Annotated in this window: 18 protein-coding genes; 2 read left to right on the forward strand and 16 right to left on the reverse strand. The window is 49.0% G+C overall.

Annotated elements, in window-relative coordinates:
• Positions 1–52 precede the first annotated feature (52 nt).
• From V3C10_19010 to V3C10_19040, 7 genes are all read right to left on the reverse strand, one after another.
• Positions 53–1,222, reverse strand: a complete 1,170-nt coding sequence (locus V3C10_19010; protein ID WVP61371.1) for a phosphoglycerate dehydrogenase — start codon at positions 1,220–1,222, stop codon at positions 53–55.
• 61 nt (positions 1,223–1,283) lie between these two features.
• On the reverse strand, positions 1,284–2,369 hold the full coding sequence (serC, locus tag V3C10_19015; protein ID WVP61372.1) for a 3-phosphoserine/phosphohydroxythreonine transaminase: 1,086 nt from the start codon (positions 2,367–2,369) through the stop codon (positions 1,284–1,286).
• A gap of 106 nt (positions 2,370–2,475) precedes the next feature.
• Positions 2,476–4,164, reverse strand: coding sequence for a biosynthetic-type acetolactate synthase large subunit (ilvB, locus tag V3C10_19020; GenBank protein WVP61373.1), 1,689 nt, complete (start codon positions 4,162–4,164; stop codon positions 2,476–2,478).
• A gap of 67 nt (positions 4,165–4,231) precedes the next feature.
• A complete protein-coding gene (gene ilvD / locus V3C10_19025) occupies positions 4,232–5,902 on the reverse strand; it encodes a dihydroxy-acid dehydratase (protein WVP61374.1) in 1,671 nt (556 codons plus the stop codon).
• 514 nt (positions 5,903–6,416) lie between these two features.
• On the reverse strand, positions 6,417–7,505 hold the full coding sequence (leuB, locus tag V3C10_19030; GenBank protein WVP61375.1) for a 3-isopropylmalate dehydrogenase: 1,089 nt from the start codon (positions 7,503–7,505) through the stop codon (positions 6,417–6,419).
• Positions 7,506–7,995: 490 nt separating this feature from the next.
• A complete protein-coding gene (locus V3C10_19035) occupies positions 7,996–8,577 on the reverse strand; it encodes a 4Fe-4S binding protein (protein WVP61376.1) in 582 nt (193 codons plus the stop codon).
• The gene (locus V3C10_19040) at positions 8,574–8,792 is read right to left on the reverse strand and encodes a 4Fe-4S binding protein (protein ID WVP61377.1); all 219 of its coding nucleotides are present in this window, start codon (positions 8,790–8,792) and stop codon (positions 8,574–8,576) included. The genes V3C10_19035 and V3C10_19040 overlap by 4 nt, the downstream gene beginning before the upstream one ends.
• Before the next feature lie 385 nt (positions 8,793–9,177).
• Here V3C10_19040 and V3C10_19045 point away from each other — a divergent pair, with 385 nt between their 5' ends.
• Positions 9,178–10,050: a helix-turn-helix transcriptional regulator gene (locus V3C10_19045; protein ID WVP61378.1), complete on the forward strand. Its 873-nt coding sequence runs from the start codon at positions 9,178–9,180 to the stop codon at positions 10,048–10,050.
• An 88-nt stretch (positions 10,051–10,138) separates the two neighbouring features.
• On the opposite strand, the gene V3C10_19050 is transcribed toward V3C10_19045, so the two are convergent.
• The 8 genes from V3C10_19050 to scfA all read right to left on the reverse strand — a co-directional run bounded on the left by V3C10_19050 (position 10,139) and on the right by scfA (position 18,340).
• A complete protein-coding gene (locus V3C10_19050) occupies positions 10,139–10,561 on the reverse strand; it encodes a DUF2871 domain-containing protein (protein WVP61379.1) in 423 nt (140 codons plus the stop codon).
• A 23-nt stretch (positions 10,562–10,584) separates the two neighbouring features.
• Entirely contained in the window at positions 10,585–11,256 is a 672-nt protein-coding gene (locus V3C10_19055; GenBank protein WVP61380.1) for a hypothetical protein, read from the reverse strand.
• A complete protein-coding gene (locus tag V3C10_19060) occupies positions 11,225–11,818 on the reverse strand; it encodes a TetR/AcrR family transcriptional regulator (protein WVP61381.1) in 594 nt (197 codons plus the stop codon). The genes V3C10_19055 and V3C10_19060 overlap by 32 nt, the downstream gene beginning before the upstream one ends.
• Positions 11,819–12,932: 1,114 nt before the next feature.
• Positions 12,933–13,205, reverse strand: coding sequence for a preprotein translocase subunit YajC (yajC, locus tag V3C10_19065; GenBank protein ID WVP61382.1), 273 nt, complete (start codon positions 13,203–13,205; stop codon positions 12,933–12,935).
• A gap of 88 nt (positions 13,206–13,293) precedes the next feature.
• Positions 13,294–14,436, reverse strand: a complete 1,143-nt coding sequence (gene tgt / locus V3C10_19070; GenBank protein WVP61383.1) for a tRNA guanosine(34) transglycosylase Tgt — start codon at positions 14,434–14,436, stop codon at positions 13,294–13,296.
• A 3-nt stretch (positions 14,437–14,439) separates the two neighbouring features.
• Positions 14,440–16,596, reverse strand: a complete 2,157-nt coding sequence (gene secD / locus V3C10_19075; protein ID WVP61384.1) for a protein translocase subunit SecD — start codon at positions 16,594–16,596, stop codon at positions 14,440–14,442.
• Between the two features lie 67 nt (positions 16,597–16,663).
• Entirely contained in the window at positions 16,664–18,061 is a 1,398-nt protein-coding gene (scfB, locus tag V3C10_19080) for a thioether cross-link-forming SCIFF peptide maturase (GenBank protein WVP61385.1), read from the reverse strand.
• Between the two features lie 132 nt (positions 18,062–18,193).
• Positions 18,194–18,340, reverse strand: coding sequence for a six-cysteine ranthipeptide SCIFF (scfA, locus tag V3C10_19085; protein WVP61386.1), 147 nt, complete (start codon positions 18,338–18,340; stop codon positions 18,194–18,196).
• Positions 18,341–18,546: 206 nt separating this feature from the next.
• On the opposite strand from scfA, the gene V3C10_19090 reads away from it, so the two are divergent.
• Positions 18,547–18,906, forward strand: a complete 360-nt coding sequence (locus tag V3C10_19090) for a TIGR04086 family membrane protein (GenBank protein ID WVP61387.1) — start codon at positions 18,547–18,549, stop codon at positions 18,904–18,906.
• A gap of 146 nt (positions 18,907–19,052) precedes the next feature.
• On the opposite strand, the gene V3C10_19095 is transcribed toward V3C10_19090, so the two are convergent.
• The gene (locus tag V3C10_19095; GenBank protein ID WVP61388.1) at positions 19,053–20,363 is read right to left on the reverse strand and encodes a hemolysin family protein; all 1,311 of its coding nucleotides are present in this window, start codon (positions 20,361–20,363) and stop codon (positions 19,053–19,055) included.
• Positions 20,364–20,452: the final 89 nt, after the last annotated feature.

The following is a 20,452-nucleotide window of genomic DNA, read 5'->3' on the forward strand; positions in this document are numbered from 1 at the left end:
CGGCCGCTCTTTATCAAGCTGCCGCTCCGGCGTATCCTGCATTCATCAACAATTATCTGATTACGCGCACACGCATCATGCCTTTGATCGCATTCAGTTTCTGGCGTGTCAGATCATCCAGTTCCGTCTCCAGATCAATCAGTGTGTAGGCATATTTATCCTTGCTCTTGTTGGTCATATTGGCAATATTCATGTCGGCGGCAGCCAGGATTGCGGAAATCTGGCCGATCATGTTCGGAACATTCATATGCAGCAGAGCCACACGGTTCACGGAAGCACACACGCCCATATCACAATCCGGATAGTTGACCGAATTCTTAATGTTGCCGTTATTGAGATAATCCATCATCTCTTTTACCGCCATAGCGGCGCAGTTATCCTCGGACTCTACCGTGGACGCGCCCAGGTGAGGCGTAACGATGGAATGCTCCATAGCCATAACCTTCGGGTTCGGGAAATCGGTTACATAGCGTTTCACCTTGCCGGACTTCAACGCTTCGGCCATATCATCGTCATTTACAAGCAGATCCCTTGCAAAGTTCAGGATGACGACGCCGTCCTTCATATCTGCCATCGTGGTCTTATTAATCATCTGTCTCGTTCCGTCGAGAAGCGGAACGTGAACGGTTATGTAATCGCACTCTTTGTAAATAATATCGGCCGACATGATGTGTTTTACATCTCTTGAAAGCATCCAGGCCGCGCTTACGGAAATAAAAGGATCATATCCGTAAACTTCCATTCCCAGCGCCGCAGCAGCATTGGCAACCTCCGCGCCGATCGCGCCGAGGCCGATTACGCCCAGCTTTTTGCCCTTAATCTCGGTGCCGGCAAATGCCTTTTTCGCCTTTTCGACGTCTTTTGCAATGTCCGGATTTTCTTTCTCTTTTTTACACCATGCGATTCCTCCGGCAATATCGCGGGCAGACAGCATAAGGGCTGCGATTACCAGCTCTTTCACTCCGTTTGCATTCGCTCCCGGTGTATTGAATACGACGATACCGCGCTCCGCGCAGGCATCCAGAGGGATGTTGTTCACGCCGGCCCCTGCACGCGCCACGGCCCGGAGGTTCTCCGAGAACTCCATCTCATGCATGGAGGCACTTCTTACAAGGATTCCGTCGGCCTCGGCCGCAGAGTCCGTCATCTCATATTCTTCAGGTAACAACCCGGTTCCGTATTTGGAAATCGGATTGAGGCAATGTATCTTTCTCTTTTTCATATCCGTTACGTCCTCCGTCTCATTGATTATTACTGTTCACTCCGTGCACAGTAACCATTGATTACTTCGCGTGCTTCTTCTCAAATTCACGCATAAACTCCACCAGCTTCTCCACGCCTTCGATTGGCATGGCATTGTAAATGCTGGCCCTCATACCGCCTACCGTGCGGTGTCCCTTTAAGTTTACAAATCCGGCTGCCTTTGCCTCTTTGACAAACAGGGCATCCATCTCTTCATCTCCCGTTACGAACGGTACGTTCATCAGGGAGCGGTCCTTCTTCTCCACCGTGCCTTTAAACAGAGCGCTCTCATCCAGGAAATCGTAAAGGATCTTCGCTTTTTTCTCATTGCGCTCTTTCATCACTTCCAGGCCGCCCATCTTCTTCAGCCACTTGAACACCTTGCCGCACATATAAATCGTATAGGTCGGCGGTGTGTTGTAAAGGGAATCACTGTCCGCATATGTCTTGTAGCGCAGCATCGTAGGTGTACCGGGAAGTACATCCTCCGTAATCAGGTCTTCACGGATAATCACAATGGCAACACCGGCCGGCCCTACGTTCTTCTGTACGCCGCCCCATAAAATGCCAAACTTACTTACATCGATCGGTTCTGAGAGAAAACATGAGGAAATATCGGCCACCAGGGGTTTCCCCTTGGTGTTTGGAAGTTCATGGTATACGGTACCATAAATTGTGTTGTTCAGGCAGATATAAACGTAATCCGCATTCTCATCGATAGGCAGATCCGAACAGTCCGGAATGTAGCTGAATGTCTTATCTGCGCTTGATGCAACCGCATTCGCCTTACCGAACAGCTTTGCCTCCGAATATGCTTTCTTTGCCCACTGGCCTGTGATGATATAGTCGCCGACTTTGTTCTTCATCAGATTCATCGGGACCATGGCAAACTGTACGTGTCCGCCTCCCTGTACAAATAATACTTTGTAATTGTCGGGAATATTCATCAGTTCGCGCAGATCTTTTTCAGCGTCGTCGATAATATCCTGGAAATCCTTTGATCTGTGGCTCATCTCCATAACGGACATGCCACTGCCATTGTAATCCATCATCTCAACGGCTGCTTCTTTCAGTACCTCTTCCGGCAGAACGGCCGGACCTGCCGAAAAATTGTAGACTCTGCTCATAGATAGTTCCTCCTCTTTTCCTCATATCTCTTCTCAAACTCTGTTACTGCTCACATCCCAGAATACTGTTACTGATCATATCCCAGAATATGGAATGTTCTCTATTTTACAACTGTTCAATCCGTAAGTCAATCTCATCAAAGGCTTCTTCGATCGGTTTTCCCGCAGGAACCATCGGGAATACCTTGTCGTCCGTCCCAATCTGGCAGTCAATTACCACCGGGACATTCAGGCTGATCGCCTCGCGCAGAACCGGCTCCAGCTCCTCTTTCGTCGTCACGCGGTAAGCCTTTGCGCCAAGGCCTTCCGCCACCTTCACGAAGTCCACCTGATCGTTTAAGACGGTCTGTGAATATCTCATGCCGTAGAACAGCGTCTGCCACTGGCGTACCATGCCCAGCACATGATTGTTAAATATCACCTGGATAATCGGGATGTTATAACGGGTTGCGGTGGCAATCTCGTTCATGTTCATGCGGAAACAGCCGTCTCCGCCGATATTGATGACAGTTTTGTCCTTACATCCCATCTTGGCTCCGATGGCGGCGCCCAGGCCATATCCCATCGTGCCCAGTCCGCCCGACGTGAGAAGCTGTCTCGGCCTCTTGTACTTATAATACTGGGCGGCCCACATCTGATGCTGGCCTACGTCTGTGGAGATGATTGCCTCACCGTCCGTCACCTCATATATCTTTTCCATAATATACGGACCAGTCAGTATCTCTTTGTTGTAGCGAAGCGGATACATATCCTTTAACCGTTCCACATGGGCAATCCACTGGTCATGGTTGATTGGGTCCAGACGGGCGTTGAGTTTCCTTAAAATCACTTTGACATCGCCGATTACGCTGGCATCCGTCATGATATTCTTGTTAATCTCCGCGGGATCCACATCGAGCTGGAGAATTTTTGCATGGGACGCAAAACGGGATGCGTCTCCCACCACGCGGTCGCTGAACCTGGCTCCCACTACAATCAGAAGATCGCACTCGGCCACGCCGAAGTTGGAAGTCTTGGTGCCATGCATGCCGATCATGCCCGTGTAGAGTTCATCCGTTCCGTCGAACGCGCCTTTTCCCATCAGGCTGTCGGCCACCGGGGCCTGGATCTTATGGGCAAATGCATGGAGTTCATCGGCCGCCTCCGCAGCTACGGCTCCGCCGCCCACGAAAATGAACGGCTTTTTGGATGCGCGGATCATGCCGAGGGCTTTTTCCAGATCTTCCTCCGTAATCTCGGAATCTTCGCGCCTTATCTCATCCGGCTTTTTGTATTCGTAATCACATTCCGCCGCCGTAACATCCTTGGTAATATCCACAAGGACAGGGCCCGGACGCCCGCTGCTTGCGATGGTAAATGCCCTTCTCAGCACGCCGGCCAGTTTTGTTACGTCCTTCACAATGAAGTTATATTTCGTAATCGGCATTGTCACGCCGAGAATATCGATCTCCTGGAAGCTGTCTTTTCCGAGAAGGTTCATCGACACGTTACAGGTGATGGCCACCATCGGGATGGAGTCCAGATTGGCGGTTGCAATTCCTGTAACAAGGTTCGTCGCTCCCGGTCCCGACGTGGCCAGGCAGACGCCCACCTTTCCCGTGGCCCTGGCATAACCGTCGGCCGCATGGGATGCTCCCTGCTCGTGGGAAGTCAGGATATGGGTGATCTCATTCTGATGTTTATAAAGCGCATCGTATATGTTTAAAATGGAACCGCCGGGGTAGCCGAATACGGTGTCAACTCCCTGTTCTTTTAAACATTCGATGACGATTTCTGCTCCTGTTAATGTTTTCATTTATATTCCTCTGCTTTCCTGTGATCTTTTATCTCACGGCTGATGCCGGTTCTTTCGGGGACTCCGCTTATTTCTTCGGAACCTCCAGTACGGCTCCCCTGTTGCCGCTGGTAACCATAGACGAATACCTTGCCAGGTAACCGGTTGTAACCTGAGGGGTCCTCGGCTTCCAGTTCTTCCTTCTCTCCTCCAATACCTCGTCGGAAACAAGTACATTTAATTTATTCTGGTTGATGTCGATGGAAATGATATCTCCCTCTTCCACAAGGGCAATCGGTCCGCCCACGGCTGCTTCCGGTGAAACGTGTCCGATGGATGCGCCTCTGGATGCGCCTGAGAAACGGCCGTCCGTGATCAGGGCGACGGAGGAACCCAGTCCCATTCCCGCTATCGCCGACGTCGGGTTCAGCATCTCTCTCATGCCCGGTCCGCCTTTAGGGCCTTCATAACGGATCACAACCACATCTCCGGCCACAATCTTTCCTTCCTTGATGGCGGCAATTGCATCTTCCTCACAGTCGAATACGCGGGCCGGTCCCTGGTGCTCGAGCATCTCCGGCGCTACGGCGGAACGTTTTACCACCGCCGTGTCGGGAGCCAGATTGCCCTTTAATACGGCAATACCGCCTGTCTGGCTGTATGGGTTATCGATCGGCCTGATGATCTCGGGATCGCGGTTTACACAGTTCTTAATATTCTCGCCGACCGTCTTGCCCGTCACCGTCATGCAGTCCAGGTTTAACAGGTTCTTCTTCGACAGTTCGTTCATAACGGCATAGACGCCGCCGGCTTCATTTAAATCTTCCATATATGTAGGTCCTGCAGGCGCCAGATGGCAGAGGTTCGGCGTCTTTGAACTCATCTCATTGACCAGCTCCATGTTCAGATCAACTCCTGCCTCATGAGCAATAGCCGGAAGGTGAAGCATGCTGTTGGTGGAACATCCGAGCGCCATGTCTACGGTGAGGGCATTTAAAAATGCATCCTTTGTCATGATATCCCTTGGGCGGATGTTCTTCTCATACATCTCCATTACCTTCATACCGGCGTGTTTTGCCAGCTTGATGCGCTCGGAATATACGGCCGGAATGGTTCCGTTGCCCTTAAGTCCCATGCCCAGTACTTCGGTCAGGCAGTTCATGCTGTTGGCGGTGTACATGCCGGAGCAGGAACCGCAGGTCGGGCAGACTTTATTCTCAAATTCCGTTACCTCTTCCTCCGTCATCGTGCCGGCTGCGTAGGAACCCACCGCCTCAAACATGCTGGAAAGACTTCTCTTCTGTCCATGGACTCTTCCCGCCATCATCGGGCCGCCGCTGACGAACACGGTCGGTACATTGACTCTGGCCGCCGCCATCAGAAGTCCCGGAACGTTCTTATCACAGTTTGGAACCATGACAAGGGCGTCAAATGCATGCGCTAACGCCATACACTCTGTGGAATCCGCAATCAAGTCTCTTGTCACCAGTGAATATTTCATTCCAATGTGTCCCATGGCGATGCCGTCACAGACGGCGATGGCCGGGAATACCACCGGTGTGCCGCCTGCCATTGCAACTCCCAGTTTAACCGCTTCGACAATTTTATCCAGATTCATATGGCCGGGAACGATCTCATTGTAAGAGCTGACAATTCCCACCATTGGTTTTCTCATTTCTTCCTCGGTCATGCCCAATGCATTAAATAATGAACGGTGGGGTGCCTGCTGCATCCCTTTTCTTACTGCATCACTTTTCATATCTTCTCGTCTCCTTTTCTTTCTGCCCTTTTTCCGTCTTGTTACAATATGGCCGATTCTTCGGCCGGTATTTACACGTCCAGATAAACGTCCATTTTGGTTTATCTTTTATTCTACAGCATTTCCCAGCTTTTTTCACCTGTTTTATATGCTTTTTTCCAGGTTTTTTTTGGATTCTTTCAAGTATTTTGGGCTTTTACCGCGTTTTTGTAAAACCTGCCGCGGATCGGCGCATCGTTTCTGCCTTTTATGTAATTTTATAAATGATGGAGTTTTGTGCAAAACTCCATCATTTATTCTTGTAACAATTTTTCTGTTTTTTGGGGATTTATATAATCATTTATTTATAGTAATCATTTATTTACAATTAGTATTTGATCAATGTATCTTGCGTTTTCAAGCAATCTTCAAACGATTTTCAAGTAATGCCCAAACAATAATCAACGCTTCATATGTTTTCGTTGTTTATCGCACACAGTGTCATTTTCTTCAAGCCTTTATGTTCCGTTTTTTCTTATTTGTGGATCCGCTCACAAATCAACTGCCCCATCTGAGTGGTGCCGACCTGGGAACAGCCGTCCGCCATAATGTCAACCGTCCTGTATCCTTCCGTCAAAACCTGCTGTACCGCATTCTCGACCGCCTTTGATTCCTCATCCAAATCGAAGGAATAGCTGAGCATCATCGCAGCCGACAGGATGGTTGCGATAGGGTTTGCAATCCCTTTTCCTGCAATATCGGGCGCAGAACCGTGGCTTGGCTCGTAGAGGCCGAACTTGCCCTCATTCAGGCTGGCCGAGGACAGCATTCCGATGGACCCCGTAATCATGCTCGCCTCGTCGGACAAAATATCGCCAAACATGTTTTCCGTAAGAACAACATCAAACTGTCCCGGATTCATGACAAGCTGCATTGCGCAGTTATCGACCAGCATATGGGACAGGGTGACTTCCGGATAATCTTTTGCCACTTCCTCCACCACTTTTCTCCAGAGCCTTGAGGAATCAAGTACATTGGCTTTATCGACGCTGGTCACGTGTTTTTTTCTCTTCATTGCAATGTCGAAAGCCTTAACGGCAATTCTTCTGATTTCATTCTCATTATAAACGAGGGTATCCACGGCCTGAAGCACCCCGTCCACTTCCTCAGTATGACGCTCGCCAAAATAAAGGCCGCCTGTCAGTTCCCTCATAATTACCATGTCGAACCCGTCCCCGATTATCTCACGTTTCAGCGGGCAGGCGCCGGCCAGTTCATTATAAAGGTAAGCGGGACGGATATTGGCAAAAAGTCCCAGCCCCTTTCTGATAGCCAGAAGCCCTGCTTCCGGACGCAGGTTCGGAGCCACATCGTACCATCTGGAATTGCCCACATCACCGCCGACAGCCCCTAAAAGCACGGAATCACTCTTTCTTGCCGTCTCAAGCGCCTCATCCGTAAGCGGTACCCCATGCGCATCGATGGAAACGCCTCCCATCAGCACCTCCGTATATTGAAAGGTGTGGCCGTAGACTTCTCCCACCCGATCCAGCACCTTGCATGCTTCTCTCACAATTTCCGGTCCGATTCCGTCTCCCGGAATCACTGCTATCTGATAATTCATATCCCTGTCCTCCTGCGTTTCTTAATTTATTATATAGAGCGTGTATGAAAACTCATTTCCGTGGAAGTGGTTTTTCATACACGCTCTAACTGATTGATGACGGTGGCCTGTACGCCCGGCGCACAGATTATCGCTGTATCCATCATATCTTATTCAACCTGATTTTTCAACCGTCTGCACCGATTTACCGGCTCACGGCGTATAGTAATTTGGAATCCGACCTATAACCTCAAGTTATCTGGGTTTATGGCAGTAATTCCCAAATAGGGAAAACCTTAATAAATGCCATGAATTTCCCATGTTTCCAGGGAGGACTATGATATGCTTCAGGACATTTATTAAGGCAGGGGAACGGCTTAACTTCTCCGTTCTTAATGGTTAAAGTAAAAGTAATCCATACCGGCCGTTATGAGCTGTTAATCCCCCGGAATGTAAAGTCCGCAATGTAAGGTCTGCAATGCATAAAGTATTCCTGGCATTACCGGTTAACCTACTGTTTCTTCCTGTTTTCCAGCTTGCAGATCCCCTGGGTCATGGTTCCCATCGGACAGAAGGTACACCAGGTACGCGGTTTATAGAGCACCATCACAATCAGCCCGATTAGCAGGGATGTCAGCATCAGACTGTAGAAACCAAAGCTGTACTGGGCCACCCAGTCAGGTACCATACCGGCCGTGTAAGTCCAGCCCCAGGGTACCCTGAAGGTCCAGAACAGCTTGATCGCCTCTCTGAGGCCTGATGCCCCGGCCGCCACAAGGTATGTCTGGAATACCATATTACAGAACATGGTAAGGAAAAAGGCCAAAAAACCGTAGCGGAACCACGGACTTACAAGAAAGCGCGGAGTCGGCCTGTTTCTGGAGCACTTATATTTTCCTCCCAGCATGGCAAAAAGCTGGCCGCGGCCGCAGAGGTTGTTACAAAACCATTTATTTTTTCCAAATATCGCAATGAACATCGGCAGCAGGAAATCAATCATCCCCAGCCAGGCAAAAAGTATGTTAAAAAATCCAAGGGCAAAATAGATGATCGACCATATCCACAGATAGTCATACCAGTGTTTATTTTTCATGAGTGCACCTCCCTGGTAAAAATAGAAAGCGCTCCGGCCGGACAAATCCTGGCACAGATCCCGCACCCGACACACCGCTCCGGATCAGCGGCGGCATAACATCCTCTGAAAACCTCAATCGCCCCTTTTGGACATAGATTCTGACATGCCCCGCAGGCGACACAGCTCTTCTCATTCACAGATACGCATCGTTTTGCAGTTGATTTAACAGACATTTATATAACTCCTTTATGTTTGATGATTAAAAGCATATCATATAATCGCGCTTCGTTCTGTAACCAGGTCACGTTTTGACCCGCCCTGTTTGCACTGGTTGTATTTCGCGGGACGTTTTGCCGTATCTTTTATCGCAGGCCATTGCCTGTGAGCAGTAATGTTTCGCTGCATCGTAGAGCATGTTACCGGAAAAGGTTGATGATTTTATGCTTATTCGGTAAAATAGACTTAGAACATGCTGTTTTGTACCGTTTTATGCCTGTTTCAGTCTCCGCAACCTCAGGTAGCGGACAAAATCCGATATGATACATGAAGTTGGTGGAAGTAGCGCCGGTGCAACTGTAGAATAAAACACATAAAATACATTCTGCAGGAGGATAAAATATGAGTTTTACTGATAATTTGCAATATTTACGTAAAAAACAAAACCTGACCCAGGAACAGTTTGCCGAACAGCTGGAGGTATCCAGGCAGGCGGTATCCAAGTGGGAGTCCGGCCAGTCCTACCCGGAGCTTGACAAACTGCTTCAGATCTGTGAACTGTTTGGCTGTTCGATGGACACGCTGCTCAAGGGCGATGTGACGGAGGCGGAGAAAGAAGACCTGGCCGGCTATGACCTTCATATGAACCATTTTTCCATTATGACGGCCTTTGCGGTTTCCCTGATCATACTTTCAGTGGTTCCCGCCGCTTCTCTTGAAGGAATTCTCAACGAGGCCTTCACCAGCATCATTATGTTTATCCTGATTGGCATCGGCGTATATATACTGATTATATCAAACGTCAATCACAGATATTACTGCAAACGCTATCCCTCCGTCGCCGACTTCTATACGGAAGAACAGCGGGACGATTTTCACAGGAAATATGCAATCGCCATGGCATCCGGCGTCAGCCTGCTTCTGTTTGCCCTCTGCCTGAATGTTGTTCTGGAATACATGCAGTTTCCTTACTTTGACGAGGCTGGCGGCGCTGTTTTTCTCATCTGCACTTCTCTTGCCGTGGGCATTTTTATCTACTTTGGCCTTCAGAAAGATAAGTACCATATTGAAAAGTACAACCGGGCAAACCTTTCTCAGGATACGGAAAAAGGCCGGCTGGCCGGAAAACTGTGCGGAGCCGCTATGCTGCTTGCCACCGCCCTGTTTCTATTCCTCGGCCTTGCGTTCGACATGTTCCGCTACGCGGCGGTTATTTTCCCAATCGCCGGTATCTTCTGCGGAATCATCTGCCTGTTCCTGGGTGATAAAGGATAAGAAAAAGTCAGGCCTGCGGGGCATTCACAATGTGAACGTTCCGCAGGCCTCAGCTCTTCACGGATGTATTTACCCCCGGCCTGATATACTAATTGTCCTTAATTACCTGTTTCCTGAGCCTCAGCAGCAGAAGAATCACACTGACGGAAAGCAGAATATGGCCAATCCCCGCAATGCCCGAGATAGAGGCGTCCATGCCCCTGGTCAGCGTGCTGTTCCATACCTGTGTCAGCCCCCTGAGTAAAAAGCCAAGTCCGGTAATATTCAGCCCGGCATGATAGACGGCGATAATCGTTCCAACGCCCTTTTCTCCCGCAAATCTAAAATTCTTTTCAAGCAGCATCAATATGAGAAAAAAGAACATTCCCAGAATAAAATAATGCGCATGCATCACAGACAAATTTGTATAGCCTGTGAAACCGTTCCATTTTGTGTATTCCTTGTAAAACACTCCCGATACCATGGCTGCCGCCGCGTATACAAGAGATGCGTTTGCGTAATGCTTCATCATTTGCTCCCCTTTCTGTGGAACTCTCAGCTGATTTGCCGTTCCTGTTTATAAAGTCTTCGGTTCATCATCACAATCCACACGTAAGCCAGTGTTTTCGGTATCATCAGCATGCCGACCGCAGGCGCGGTTCCGCTGAACAGTACGACCGGCAGGTAAAATCCAAAGGACAGCCCCACCGCCAGGGGCATAAAACGGAATACACCGTCGTTTGTCCGCTTTAACTCCCGTGCAAAAATCACAATGATAATAAGGCCCATTACCGCAAACGGCACGTTGCGCAGTATGCCGAAGCTCAACGGCTGGCGGTACTGGAGCCATTGGTTCTGCGGCAGAAGACAGAGCCCAATCCTGATAATTGAGAGAATCCACATGGCCGCCGTGAGTTGCCTCTCTTTCCTGATTCCATACCGTTCACGCCATATATAATAAAGAAGCAGATAAAAAACCGTCATGGTGATGGAGGTGACAAATTTGCCAATCCCCAGCGCAGCAGCGTTGGCCTCCAGCCCGTTTGTCCATAGTGCATAAGAACGCGGAACCAGATGAAATGCATCCCCCGCTCCAAGTAATGCCGTCATAAGCCCGGCCAGCTTCACAAGCCTGCCCTTTCCCTTAGCCAGCATGGTCAGTCCCGTTATCAGGGCAAACCCTAGATATAAAATATCAAATATTGTTTCCGCAATCGCCTGTGCCATCTTCGTCTCCTGTCCTGCAGAGCGTACGTCTGACCATCTCAATAAAGAAATGGAATTCATACGGCTCCGTCCTCAATAACATGACCATATTCGCCACAATAAAACGCGAATACTGTTCCATGGTAAATGTCCCGTCCCAAATATCATTCCGCACGAAAGGATCCTGCTCCATCCGCCGGATCAGCGTTTCAGCCAGTACCGCCTGCATCGATTCCATGCGTTCCTGCCCCGCTTTTTTCACTTCACCCAGGCTGTTCATAAGCGAACTTCCCGAGCTGTCGATACGTTCCTTCAGAAAGATGAAAATCTCTTCAAGCTGTCCGCAGAAAGAATCTGCCGTGACCGCCGTCCTCATCTCATACAGCGTCTTCTTCCAGTACTCTTCCGTCAGGGCCAGCAGGATATCCTCCTTACTGGAAAAATAGTTATAAACCGTGCCGGTCGCTACCCCTGCCCTCTGTGCAATCGAGCGCATATTGACCGCCTCAATTCCTTCCGTATCTGCAATCGCCCGCGCAGAATCAATCAGAGTGCCGCGCAGACTGTCGTCTTTTTTTCTCATGCTGTAACCCTTCCCCTGTTTCTGTTAAATGAACATGTTCATTTATATTATATGCTGGTGATTCCTGTTTGTCAATGCTATAATGAACGTGTTCATTAAAAGTGCTATCTTTTAGTTCTTTTAATAAGAATTTAATTGAGATGCGAGGACGCCTCTGTAAGACGGCGGACGGGGGAGTGGGAGGGTGGATATGAGTCTTCAGTCCCGGTTTGTAGGGTGTGGTGAGGGGGAATCCGGAGAAAGACTTTCCTGCGGGAACCCGCTCCCGCTTGTGAAGCGGACAGCGGATGCTAAGCTCGAAAGGACCTCGCTAAGCACCGGCGGGCTTCAAGGTCTCCCTCCGGAAAGTTTTTCTCCTCCTTCCCCGAGCAGGTTGTTGACGGGACTGAAGACTCGGCGAAGGTGATTGCCCCGTCCGCCGGCTTCAGGGGCTGATTGTCTCTTTCGTCAAGTAAGGGGGGAGGTCTTGTCGCGGCCACTATGTAGTCGTGAACCTTTTACCTTTGAAGGTATCTCGGGTTGAATTCAGAGAGAAATCCAAAACTAAATTTTACGATTGCTCTAAAATTCAACGGTTATTCCAGGATAGGTCAGGCGCTAAAGTTTAACCTCATCAATTAAATACCATACAGGAGCATTCTCCTGGAATCCGGGGAAATGTAGTGGCAGCGACAGTACCTCCTCCCCTTTGAAGGAATAAGAACAATTCAGCAGCCGCAGGCCGGGGTTCGGGATGGCGAAAACCTTCGCGTCTTCAGTCCCGGTCCATAACCTTCCCGTGGGGAATCCGGGAGAAAAAGATTCCGCAGGGAACCTGGAAGTCCATCAGTACTTAGGCGGCGTATTTTGGCGCCTTAGTACTGCTATGCACTTCAAAGAGCGCAAGCGTTTCCCGAAGGAACTTTTTCTGCCCGGATTCCCCACCCGCGACAACCTCCAAACCGGGACTGAAGACTCATCCCCTCCCTCTCACCATCCCGCCCCCCGACCGTCCCGGCGGCGTTCTCATTCCTCAACTAAATCCCCACTAAAAAAACGCCGCCCGGATAATTTCCAGACAGCGTTTGCTGCGGTAAAACAATACTGTTACGTATCTTCAACCACTATTTTTCAATTACAGTTCCGGTTTTTCAACCTGGACGATTGCATCCTTGCGCATTGGAATACGACAATTCTTATTGCTTCCAAATTCAACGATAACCGTGTCATCCGTCATGTCGATGATAACACCGTAAAATCCGCTGGATGTCAGAACGCTGTCGCCTACTGAAACACCTGCCATCAGTTCCTGCATCTTTTTCTTTTCCTTCTGCTGTGGTCTGATTGCGATAAAGTACATAAGTCCTATGATAAAGACAAAATAAAGTACCCAGCCCATTGTGCCCATTTTCTTTCCTCCTTTGACCGATCCGCCGCCTCGCCGCGTAATCTTAATTTTTAGTTTGTTCCCGGATGGAGCTCCTAACTGAGTGTTCTCAGTTCTGTTCCTCACCGGCCATCATGCCGGCCAGCTTTGCAGCCTTATATTCGGCATAACGGTGATGTTCGATTGCGTCGCGAATCTCTTCCATCATTTTATTATAAAAATATAAATTATGCAATACACATAATCTCATCCCGAGCATTTCTTTTGCCTTGAAGAGATGTCTGATATACGCCCGGCTGTAAGAACGGCATGCCGGACAGCCGCATCCCTCCTCAAGAGGTCTCGGATCCAGCTCATATTTTGAATTGAGCAGGTTCATCTTGCCATGGTTTGTGTATACATGGCTGTGGCGTCCGTTTCTGGTCGGATATACGCAGTCGAAGAAATCCACGCCGCGGTCTACCGCCTCCAGAATGTTGGCCGGCGTTCCCACTCCCATCAGGTAAGTAGGTTTATTCTCCGGCAGATATGGAACAACCGAGTCCAGTATACGATACATCTCATCGTGGGTTTCCCCCACGGCCAGCCCCCCCACCGCATAACCGTCCAAATCCATCTCACTGATGGTCTTTGCATGTTCAATACGGATATCGTCGTAAACAGCGCCCTGGTTGATTCCAAAAAGGAGCTGCTCCCGGTTTACCGTGTCAGGCAGGGAGTTAAGACGTTTCATCTCCTCCTTACAGCGGACAAGCCATCTCGTGGTCCTGTCTACCGATGCCTGGACATACTCCCTGGAGGCCACGCTGGAAGGACATTCATCGAATGCCATCGCGATAGTGGAACCCAGGTTGGACTGAATCTGCATGCTCTCCTCCGGCCCCATAAATATCTTCCTGCCGTCGATGTGGGAATTGAAATAAACGCCCTCCTCCTTAATCTTTCGGAGACCCGACAGGGAAAATACCTGGAAACCGCCGGAATCAGTCAGAATCGGCCTGTCCCAGTGCATAAACTTGTGAAGGCCGCCAAACTGTTTAATCAGCTTGTCTCCGGTCCTCACATGAAGGTGGTAGGTGTTGGACAACTCCACCTGCGTGCCGATTTCCTTTAAATCGTCGGTCGACACGGCGCCTTTGATGGCGCCGACCGTACCCACGTTCATGAAAACCGGTGTCTGGATAGTGCCGTGGGCGGTTTTCATCTCCGCCCTCTTGGCGCGTCCATCTTTATAAAGAATCTTGTATTCCATAAATTATTTCTCTTTCTTTGTCTTTACCGAACGTGCCTCAGCGGCCTTCTTCTCCTTATTCTGGCTGAAGACATACCACAGGGAACCGGTCAGGCAGACGGAAGAATACGTACCGCAGACAATACCAACCATTAACGGAAGCGCAAACTCACGGATGGAGGAAACGCCCATCAGGAAGAGCACAAATACCATGATAAAGGTGGTAAGGGAAGTATTAATACTTCTTGTCAGCGTCTGGCTGATACTTAAGTTTACAACATCTTCAACCGTCTGTGTGTGCTTTTTCAGCTTCATATTCTCACGGATACGGTCGAAAATAACAATGGTGGCGTTGATGGAATAACCCACAATGGTAAGCATACACGCGATAAAGGTGGAGCCTACGGACCACTTGAATACCGCATAGAACGTGATGACCACGAGTACGTCATGCACAAGAGCCAGAACCGCGCTGGCCGCAAACGTGATGTTGCTGAAACGGAACCAGATGTAAAGCAGCATACAGATGGTGGCAATGACTACGGCGATAATAGCATCCTGCTTCATCTCGTTGCTGATGGCGCCGGAAATACTGTCTGCCGTGATCTTCTCCTGATCCACACCGAAGTTATCAACCATAGCCTGATCAAGCGTTTCTCTCTCTTCCACACTCAGGGTTCTCGTCTTGATGATGACCTCATTCGTACCCGCTACCTTCTGAGTCTGAGTTCCCGCTTCACCTGTAATTTTCTCCACAACCGGGACAACCTCGGACGAAATCTGGTCTAAGGATAAATCCTCGTTGAACGTCACGTTGGTGGATGTTCCTCCGCGGAACTCCATGCTGTAATTCAGGATGGATCCTGTGGAAGCGCTGTTTAATCCCATTGCTGCAAATCCCGCCACAATCATAACTGCAGAAATTGCAAAGCAGAGTTTTTTGTATTTTAAGAACGGTTTTATCTTGGTGTCCTTCTTAATACCGTAGAATTTTGCATCCTGTAATCCCGCCTCATACAGACAGTTCAGAGTGAATTTAGTCACAAACAGAGCCGTGAACATGGAAAGGACGATACCAATCGCCAGTGTGGCCGCGAATCCTTTTACCGTACCGGAACCTCTCCAGAAAAGAACTGCCGCCGCAATCAGGGTTGTAACGTTACCGTCGATAATAGCGGAAAGGGCTTTTGCAAAACCTGTCTTAATGGCTGATTTTACCGTCTTGCCAAGGCCAATCTCCTCCTTGATACGGGTGAAGATGATAACGTTGGCGTCCACGGCCATACCAATGGACAGAATGATACCGGCCACCCCAGGAAGGGTGAGCGTCACCTCAAAGGCCGCCAGCAGAACCAGAATCAGTCCTACATACAGGCACAGTGCGATGGAAGCTGCAATTCCGGGTACCAGATATGCAAAAATCATAAATACAACAACAATGGCAAAGCCGATTGCTCCGGCCTTAAGGCTGGTGGAAATGGCTTCCTGGCCCAGCTTTGCGCCAACGACGTTGGAACGAAGTTCTTCCAGTTCCAGGGAAAGGGAACCGATACGGATTGTAGCAGCCAGATTCTCAGCCTCCTCATAGCTTCCCATGCCGTCGATACGGCACTGGCCGCCTGTGATTGGCTCTTTTACGTTAGGAGCGGAAATGGCCTGTCCGTCATATACGATATAAATTGGTTTTCCAACTCCGTTTGTCGTTGCATCGGCAAATGCCTTTGTGCCTTCCTCATTGAAGGTCAGGGCAACCACATACTCTTTTACGCCGCTGCTGTCATCCATGCCGGCTTTGGCGCTGCTCACCTGTTTTCCATCCAGGACCTGGTTGAATTCAGAATCCAGGAAAACAAGGGAACCAGGTTTGCCTAATTCCTGCAGAATCGCATTGGCATCGGAAACACCAGGGATATCTACGTTGATACGGTTATTACCTTCCTGATAAACCTCAGCCTCGGTGCTGTAGTTCTGCACCCTCTGCTGCAGCTTATAGATCGTATCCGCCATATCTTCTGAAGACGGATTTTCCTCTTTTGCCTGGTAGGTAATGCTGACACCGCCGGCCAGATCCAGTCCCAGCTTGATTGATTCCATCGTTGAATATCCAAAATAGCCGAATATACCGACGGCAACAAGCAGGATCAGCAGCCCTAAGAGGCCCTTTCCTTTTTTGTTCTTCATTGCTTTTCTCCTTTTGCTTTTCATCTATGCTTGCTTTTCAGCCGTGTTTCTCAAATTATCTCTTCTTTTATTCTTCCTCGGCCAGAGCCGCTTTAATCATGATTGCGCATTCGATGCGCTTTTTCTGCATCTCGCATCCGATGTCATAGGCATCTGTGATGGAGCCGTGGAAATTAAAAGAGTTGGCCGCACAGCCGCCGCTGCAGTAAAATCTGGCGAAACAGTCCCTGCACTTGTCCTTTGCGTAGACATTGCAAAGCTTGAATTCATCACGGATCGCCAAATTCGTCACTCCCTCATCCACATTGCCGAGCAGGAATTCTTCATTTCCCACAAACTGATGGCACGGATAGAGATCCCCCCATGGCGTCACTGCCAGGTACTCAGTTCCTGAACCGCAGCCGGAAAGGCGTTTTGCAACACAGGGGCCCTGGTTCAGATCCAGCATAAAGTGGAAAAAGGTAAAGCCCCTTCCCTCTTTCTGGCGTTTAATATATTCTACAGCCAGTTTATCGTACTCCTCCATAATCTGAGGAAGATCTTCCTCCCGGATGGCATAGTCTTCCTCCGGAGGAGCCACAACCGGCTCTATGGACATCTTTTCAAATCCGAGATCTGCAAAATGGAGCACATCCCCGGAGAAGTCCAGGTTATTCCTGGTGAACGTTCCCCTGACAAAGTAGTCGCGCTCCGCCCGTTCTTTCGCGAACTTCTGGAACTTCGGTACGATCAGGTCATAGCTTCCCTTTCCGTTCCGGAACGGACGCATCCTGTCGTTGACATCCTTTCTTCCGTCCAGGCTCAGAACAACATTGCTCATCTCCCTGTTGCAGAAATCCATGATCTCGTCGTTTAACAGAACGCCGTTTGTGGTCAGGGTAAAACGGAATTTCTTATTGTAAAGTTCCTCCTGGGAACGGCCGTATTCCACAAGCTGTTTTACAACTTCCCAGTTCATCAGAGGCTCGCCGCCGAAGAAATCCACTTCCAGGTTTCGCCTGGAACCGGAATTTGCAATCAGGAAATCGAGCGCCTTCTTTCCCACTTCAAAGCTCATCAGCGCCCTGCGGCCGTGGTACTCTCCCTCTTCCGCAAAGCAGTACTTACAGGCCAGATTACAGTCGTGGGCAATGTGGAGACAAAGCGCTTTTACCACCGTCTGCCTCTTTTTAAAATCCATGACATAGTCTTTATACACATCGGCGGTAAAAAGCTCTTCCCGGTCAATCAGCTCCTGAATGTCGGAAAACGCTTCCCTTATTTCGTCCGTACTGTATTTTTCCTCCAGAATGCCCGTCACTTCCTCAGCCACTGCCTGAGGCACCGGCGCAGGTTCGCTCATATCCGCGAGCCTGTCTGAGAGAAGTTTAATTGCATCATAAAGAAGCGGATCCACTGAATGGACAGAACCGCTGTTCACGTCTAAAACGATATAAAAACCGTTATTTATATATTGATGAATCACTCGCTTTTCTCCTTATCCAGACATATGTAGGCAGGCAATACTGGTGTCTTGCCTGCCTCCCTTGTCAAATCTCTTCTGTTTACCGACGGTGAAAAGTTGACAAAGCAGACTCTTCATCGTTTTCCCAGGAAATTAGCGATTCTGGTTCTCGCAGCTCTGGTTTCCTACCGTACAGGATGTCTTACATGCAGACTGGCAGGATGTCTGGCATTCGCCGCAGCCGCCCTTCTTCATCGTATTCTTTAAAGTATTTGTGTTCAATGTTTTAACGTGTTTCATTATTCTATATCCTCCTCATTAAAATTACGATATAAATTCTTACAGATTATATCACATGTTACTCACATGTGCAAGCTAAAAGGCCTGATATTGCGTGAGAAATCAGGCAGGTAAAGGAAGCTGAGGAACCAATTCCCACCCTGTCCGCATATCCCGCCCCTCTCCTGAATATACATGAAGCAGATGAAAATTTACAAGGAGTCAATATGGGAAAGTCCAGTCTGCGGATTCTTATCCGCACCATTTTTACCACCTACATACTCACCGCCGTTTTTCTGCTGATTCTGGCGTTCAGCCTCTATCAGTTTCACTTGAGTGAAAGTCAGGTAAACCTGGGAATCAATGTCATTTACATTGTCGCCTGCTTTATCGGCGGCGTACTGGCCGGAAAGGCCGCCAAGATGAAACGGTTTCTGTGGGGATTCTTCTCCGGCGCCGTTTATTTCCTGGTGCTTCTGGCCGTGTCCTTCGTTATTAACAAAAGCATTGGAAGCAATATGAACGAACTGGCTCTCATTTTCGCCATGTGTGCCGGCAGCGGCACCATCGGCGGGATGATCAGCTGACAGCAGCGAAAAGTAAGCTTCGCGAACGATTCATTGCCACTCAACAAAAAGCCCGTATGTTTTCCGCCTTCTCCTGGGCAGTAAACATACGGGGATTATCCTTAATTGAATGCCAATAAAACCCTCGCGAATCACGCTTTTCGTTGTTAATGTTTCTCTTCTTTTTTCTCTGCTTCTTCCTTCCGCATCGCCGTTACGGCCTCCACCGGATTCAGAATATATACATGGATTTTATCGATTCTGTTCTTCTCCACGCTGTCCACTCTCAGGCGGACATTATCTATCACAACATCTTCTCCCTCCTCGGGAAGGTGATCCAGAAGTCCTATCACCAGGCCGCCGATTGAATCGTAATCCTCCGACTGAAGATTCAGCTCCAGATGGTCATTTAAATCTGCCAGCTTCATGGAACCTTCCACCACGTATTCCTTCGGGCTGATCTGGATCAGGGAATTCTCCTCATCCTCATCGTACTCATCACGTATCTCCCCGACGATCTCCTCCAGCATATCTTCAAGCGTAATCAGCCCCGCCGTTGCGCCGTATTCATCCAGGACGATAACAATATTGATCATCGCCTTCCTCATCTCAATCATCAGCTCCGAAACCTTCTTGAACTCATAGGTATAGAGCGGCTGGCGCAGATAACTCCTCACCGAAAAGTCTTCCCTGTTCTCTGCCAGGAAAATATCCTTGATGTTGATAATCCCCAGCACATTGTCCGTTGTCTCTTCATAGACGGGAAACCTGGTGTATTTTTCTTCGCGGAACAGATCAATCAGTTCTTCGTAACTGCTGTTCACATCCACAAAACTCATGTCGATACGCGGCACCATCACATCTTTTGCTACGGCGTCACCAAAATCAAACACATTATTGATCATCTTTTTCTCTTCCGACTCGATTACGCCCTCCTCATGGCTGACCTGCACGATCGTCCTCAGCTCGTCCTCTGTGATGGACTCGCCTCTCTTATTCGGATCGACCCGGAAGATTTTCAATACAACAAAGGAAAGGTGGTTCACAACATAAATCACCGGTGTCAAAATGATCATAATAAGATATATAATTTTTGCAAAGCGAAGCGCTATATTCTCTGCTGATAGGGTGGAAATTGTCTTCGGTGTGATCTCACCGAACACAAGAATGAATAAAGTCAGCACACCTGTCGCAAATCCCACCGCCTCATTGCCCCACACTCTGGTCGCCAGCAGCGTGGACAGGGAAGAAGCATAAAGGTTTACGATATTATTGCCGATTAGAATCGCACTGAGCATCTTGCCCGGGTTACTGATTACTTTCATGACAAACTCAGCCCTGCCGTCACCGGCATCGGCCAGAGTCCTCATCCGAATCTTGTTCACCGTGGTAAGGGCAGTCTCTGACGATGAGAAAAATGCAGATAAAGCAAGCAAAACAACTAATATAAGCAACTGTATGGCGTCACTTGAATCCAAAAAGATCAACTCCTATTTTTAAGTATTTTATAGCTGATTTTACATTATTTCACAGTGCCTGTCAAGTTACATCCCAACGAAATCCCGGC

The organism is [Clostridium] symbiosum (assembly GCA_036419695.1).
GTDB classification, from domain to species: Bacteria; Bacillota; Clostridia; order Lachnospirales; family Lachnospiraceae; genus Otoolea; species Otoolea symbiosa_A.

Coding starts and splice junctions, on each gene's coding strand:
- V3C10_19010 (WVP61371.1), bottom strand. CDS start 1,222: ATGAAAAAGAGAAAGATACATTGCCTCAATCCGATTTCCAAATACGGA.
- serC (WVP61372.1), bottom strand. CDS start 2,369: ATGAGCAGAGTCTACAATTTTTCGGCAGGTCCGGCCGTTCTGCCGGAA.
- ilvB (WVP61373.1), bottom strand. CDS start 4,164: ATGAAAACATTAACAGGAGCAGAAATCGTCATCGAATGTTTAAAAGAA.
- ilvD (WVP61374.1), bottom strand. CDS start 5,902: ATGAAAAGTGATGCAGTAAGAAAAGGGATGCAGCAGGCACCCCACCGT.
- leuB (WVP61375.1), bottom strand. CDS start 7,505: ATGAATTATCAGATAGCAGTGATTCCGGGAGACGGAATCGGACCGGAA.
- V3C10_19035 (WVP61376.1), bottom strand. CDS start 8,577: ATGAAAAATAAACACTGGTATGACTATCTGTGGATATGGTCGATCATC.
- V3C10_19040 (WVP61377.1), bottom strand. CDS start 8,792: ATGTCTGTTAAATCAACTGCAAAACGATGCGTATCTGTGAATGAGAAG.
- V3C10_19045 (WVP61378.1), top strand. CDS start 9,178: ATGAGTTTTACTGATAATTTGCAATATTTACGTAAAAAACAAAACCTG.
- V3C10_19050 (WVP61379.1), bottom strand. CDS start 10,561: ATGATGAAGCATTACGCAAACGCATCTCTTGTATACGCGGCGGCAGCC.
- V3C10_19055 (WVP61380.1), bottom strand. CDS start 11,256: ATGGCACAGGCGATTGCGGAAACAATATTTGATATTTTATATCTAGGG.
- V3C10_19060 (WVP61381.1), bottom strand. CDS start 11,818: ATGAGAAAAAAAGACGACAGTCTGCGCGGCACTCTGATTGATTCTGCG.
- yajC (WVP61382.1), bottom strand. CDS start 13,205: ATGGGCACAATGGGCTGGGTACTTTATTTTGTCTTTATCATAGGACTT.
- tgt (WVP61383.1), bottom strand. CDS start 14,436: ATGGAATACAAGATTCTTTATAAAGATGGACGCGCCAAGAGGGCGGAG.
- secD (WVP61384.1), bottom strand. CDS start 16,596: ATGAAGAACAAAAAAGGAAAGGGCCTCTTAGGGCTGCTGATCCTGCTT.
- scfA (WVP61386.1), bottom strand. CDS start 18,340: ATGAAACACGTTAAAACATTGAACACAAATACTTTAAAGAATACGATG.
- V3C10_19090 (WVP61387.1), top strand. CDS start 18,547: ATGGGAAAGTCCAGTCTGCGGATTCTTATCCGCACCATTTTTACCACC.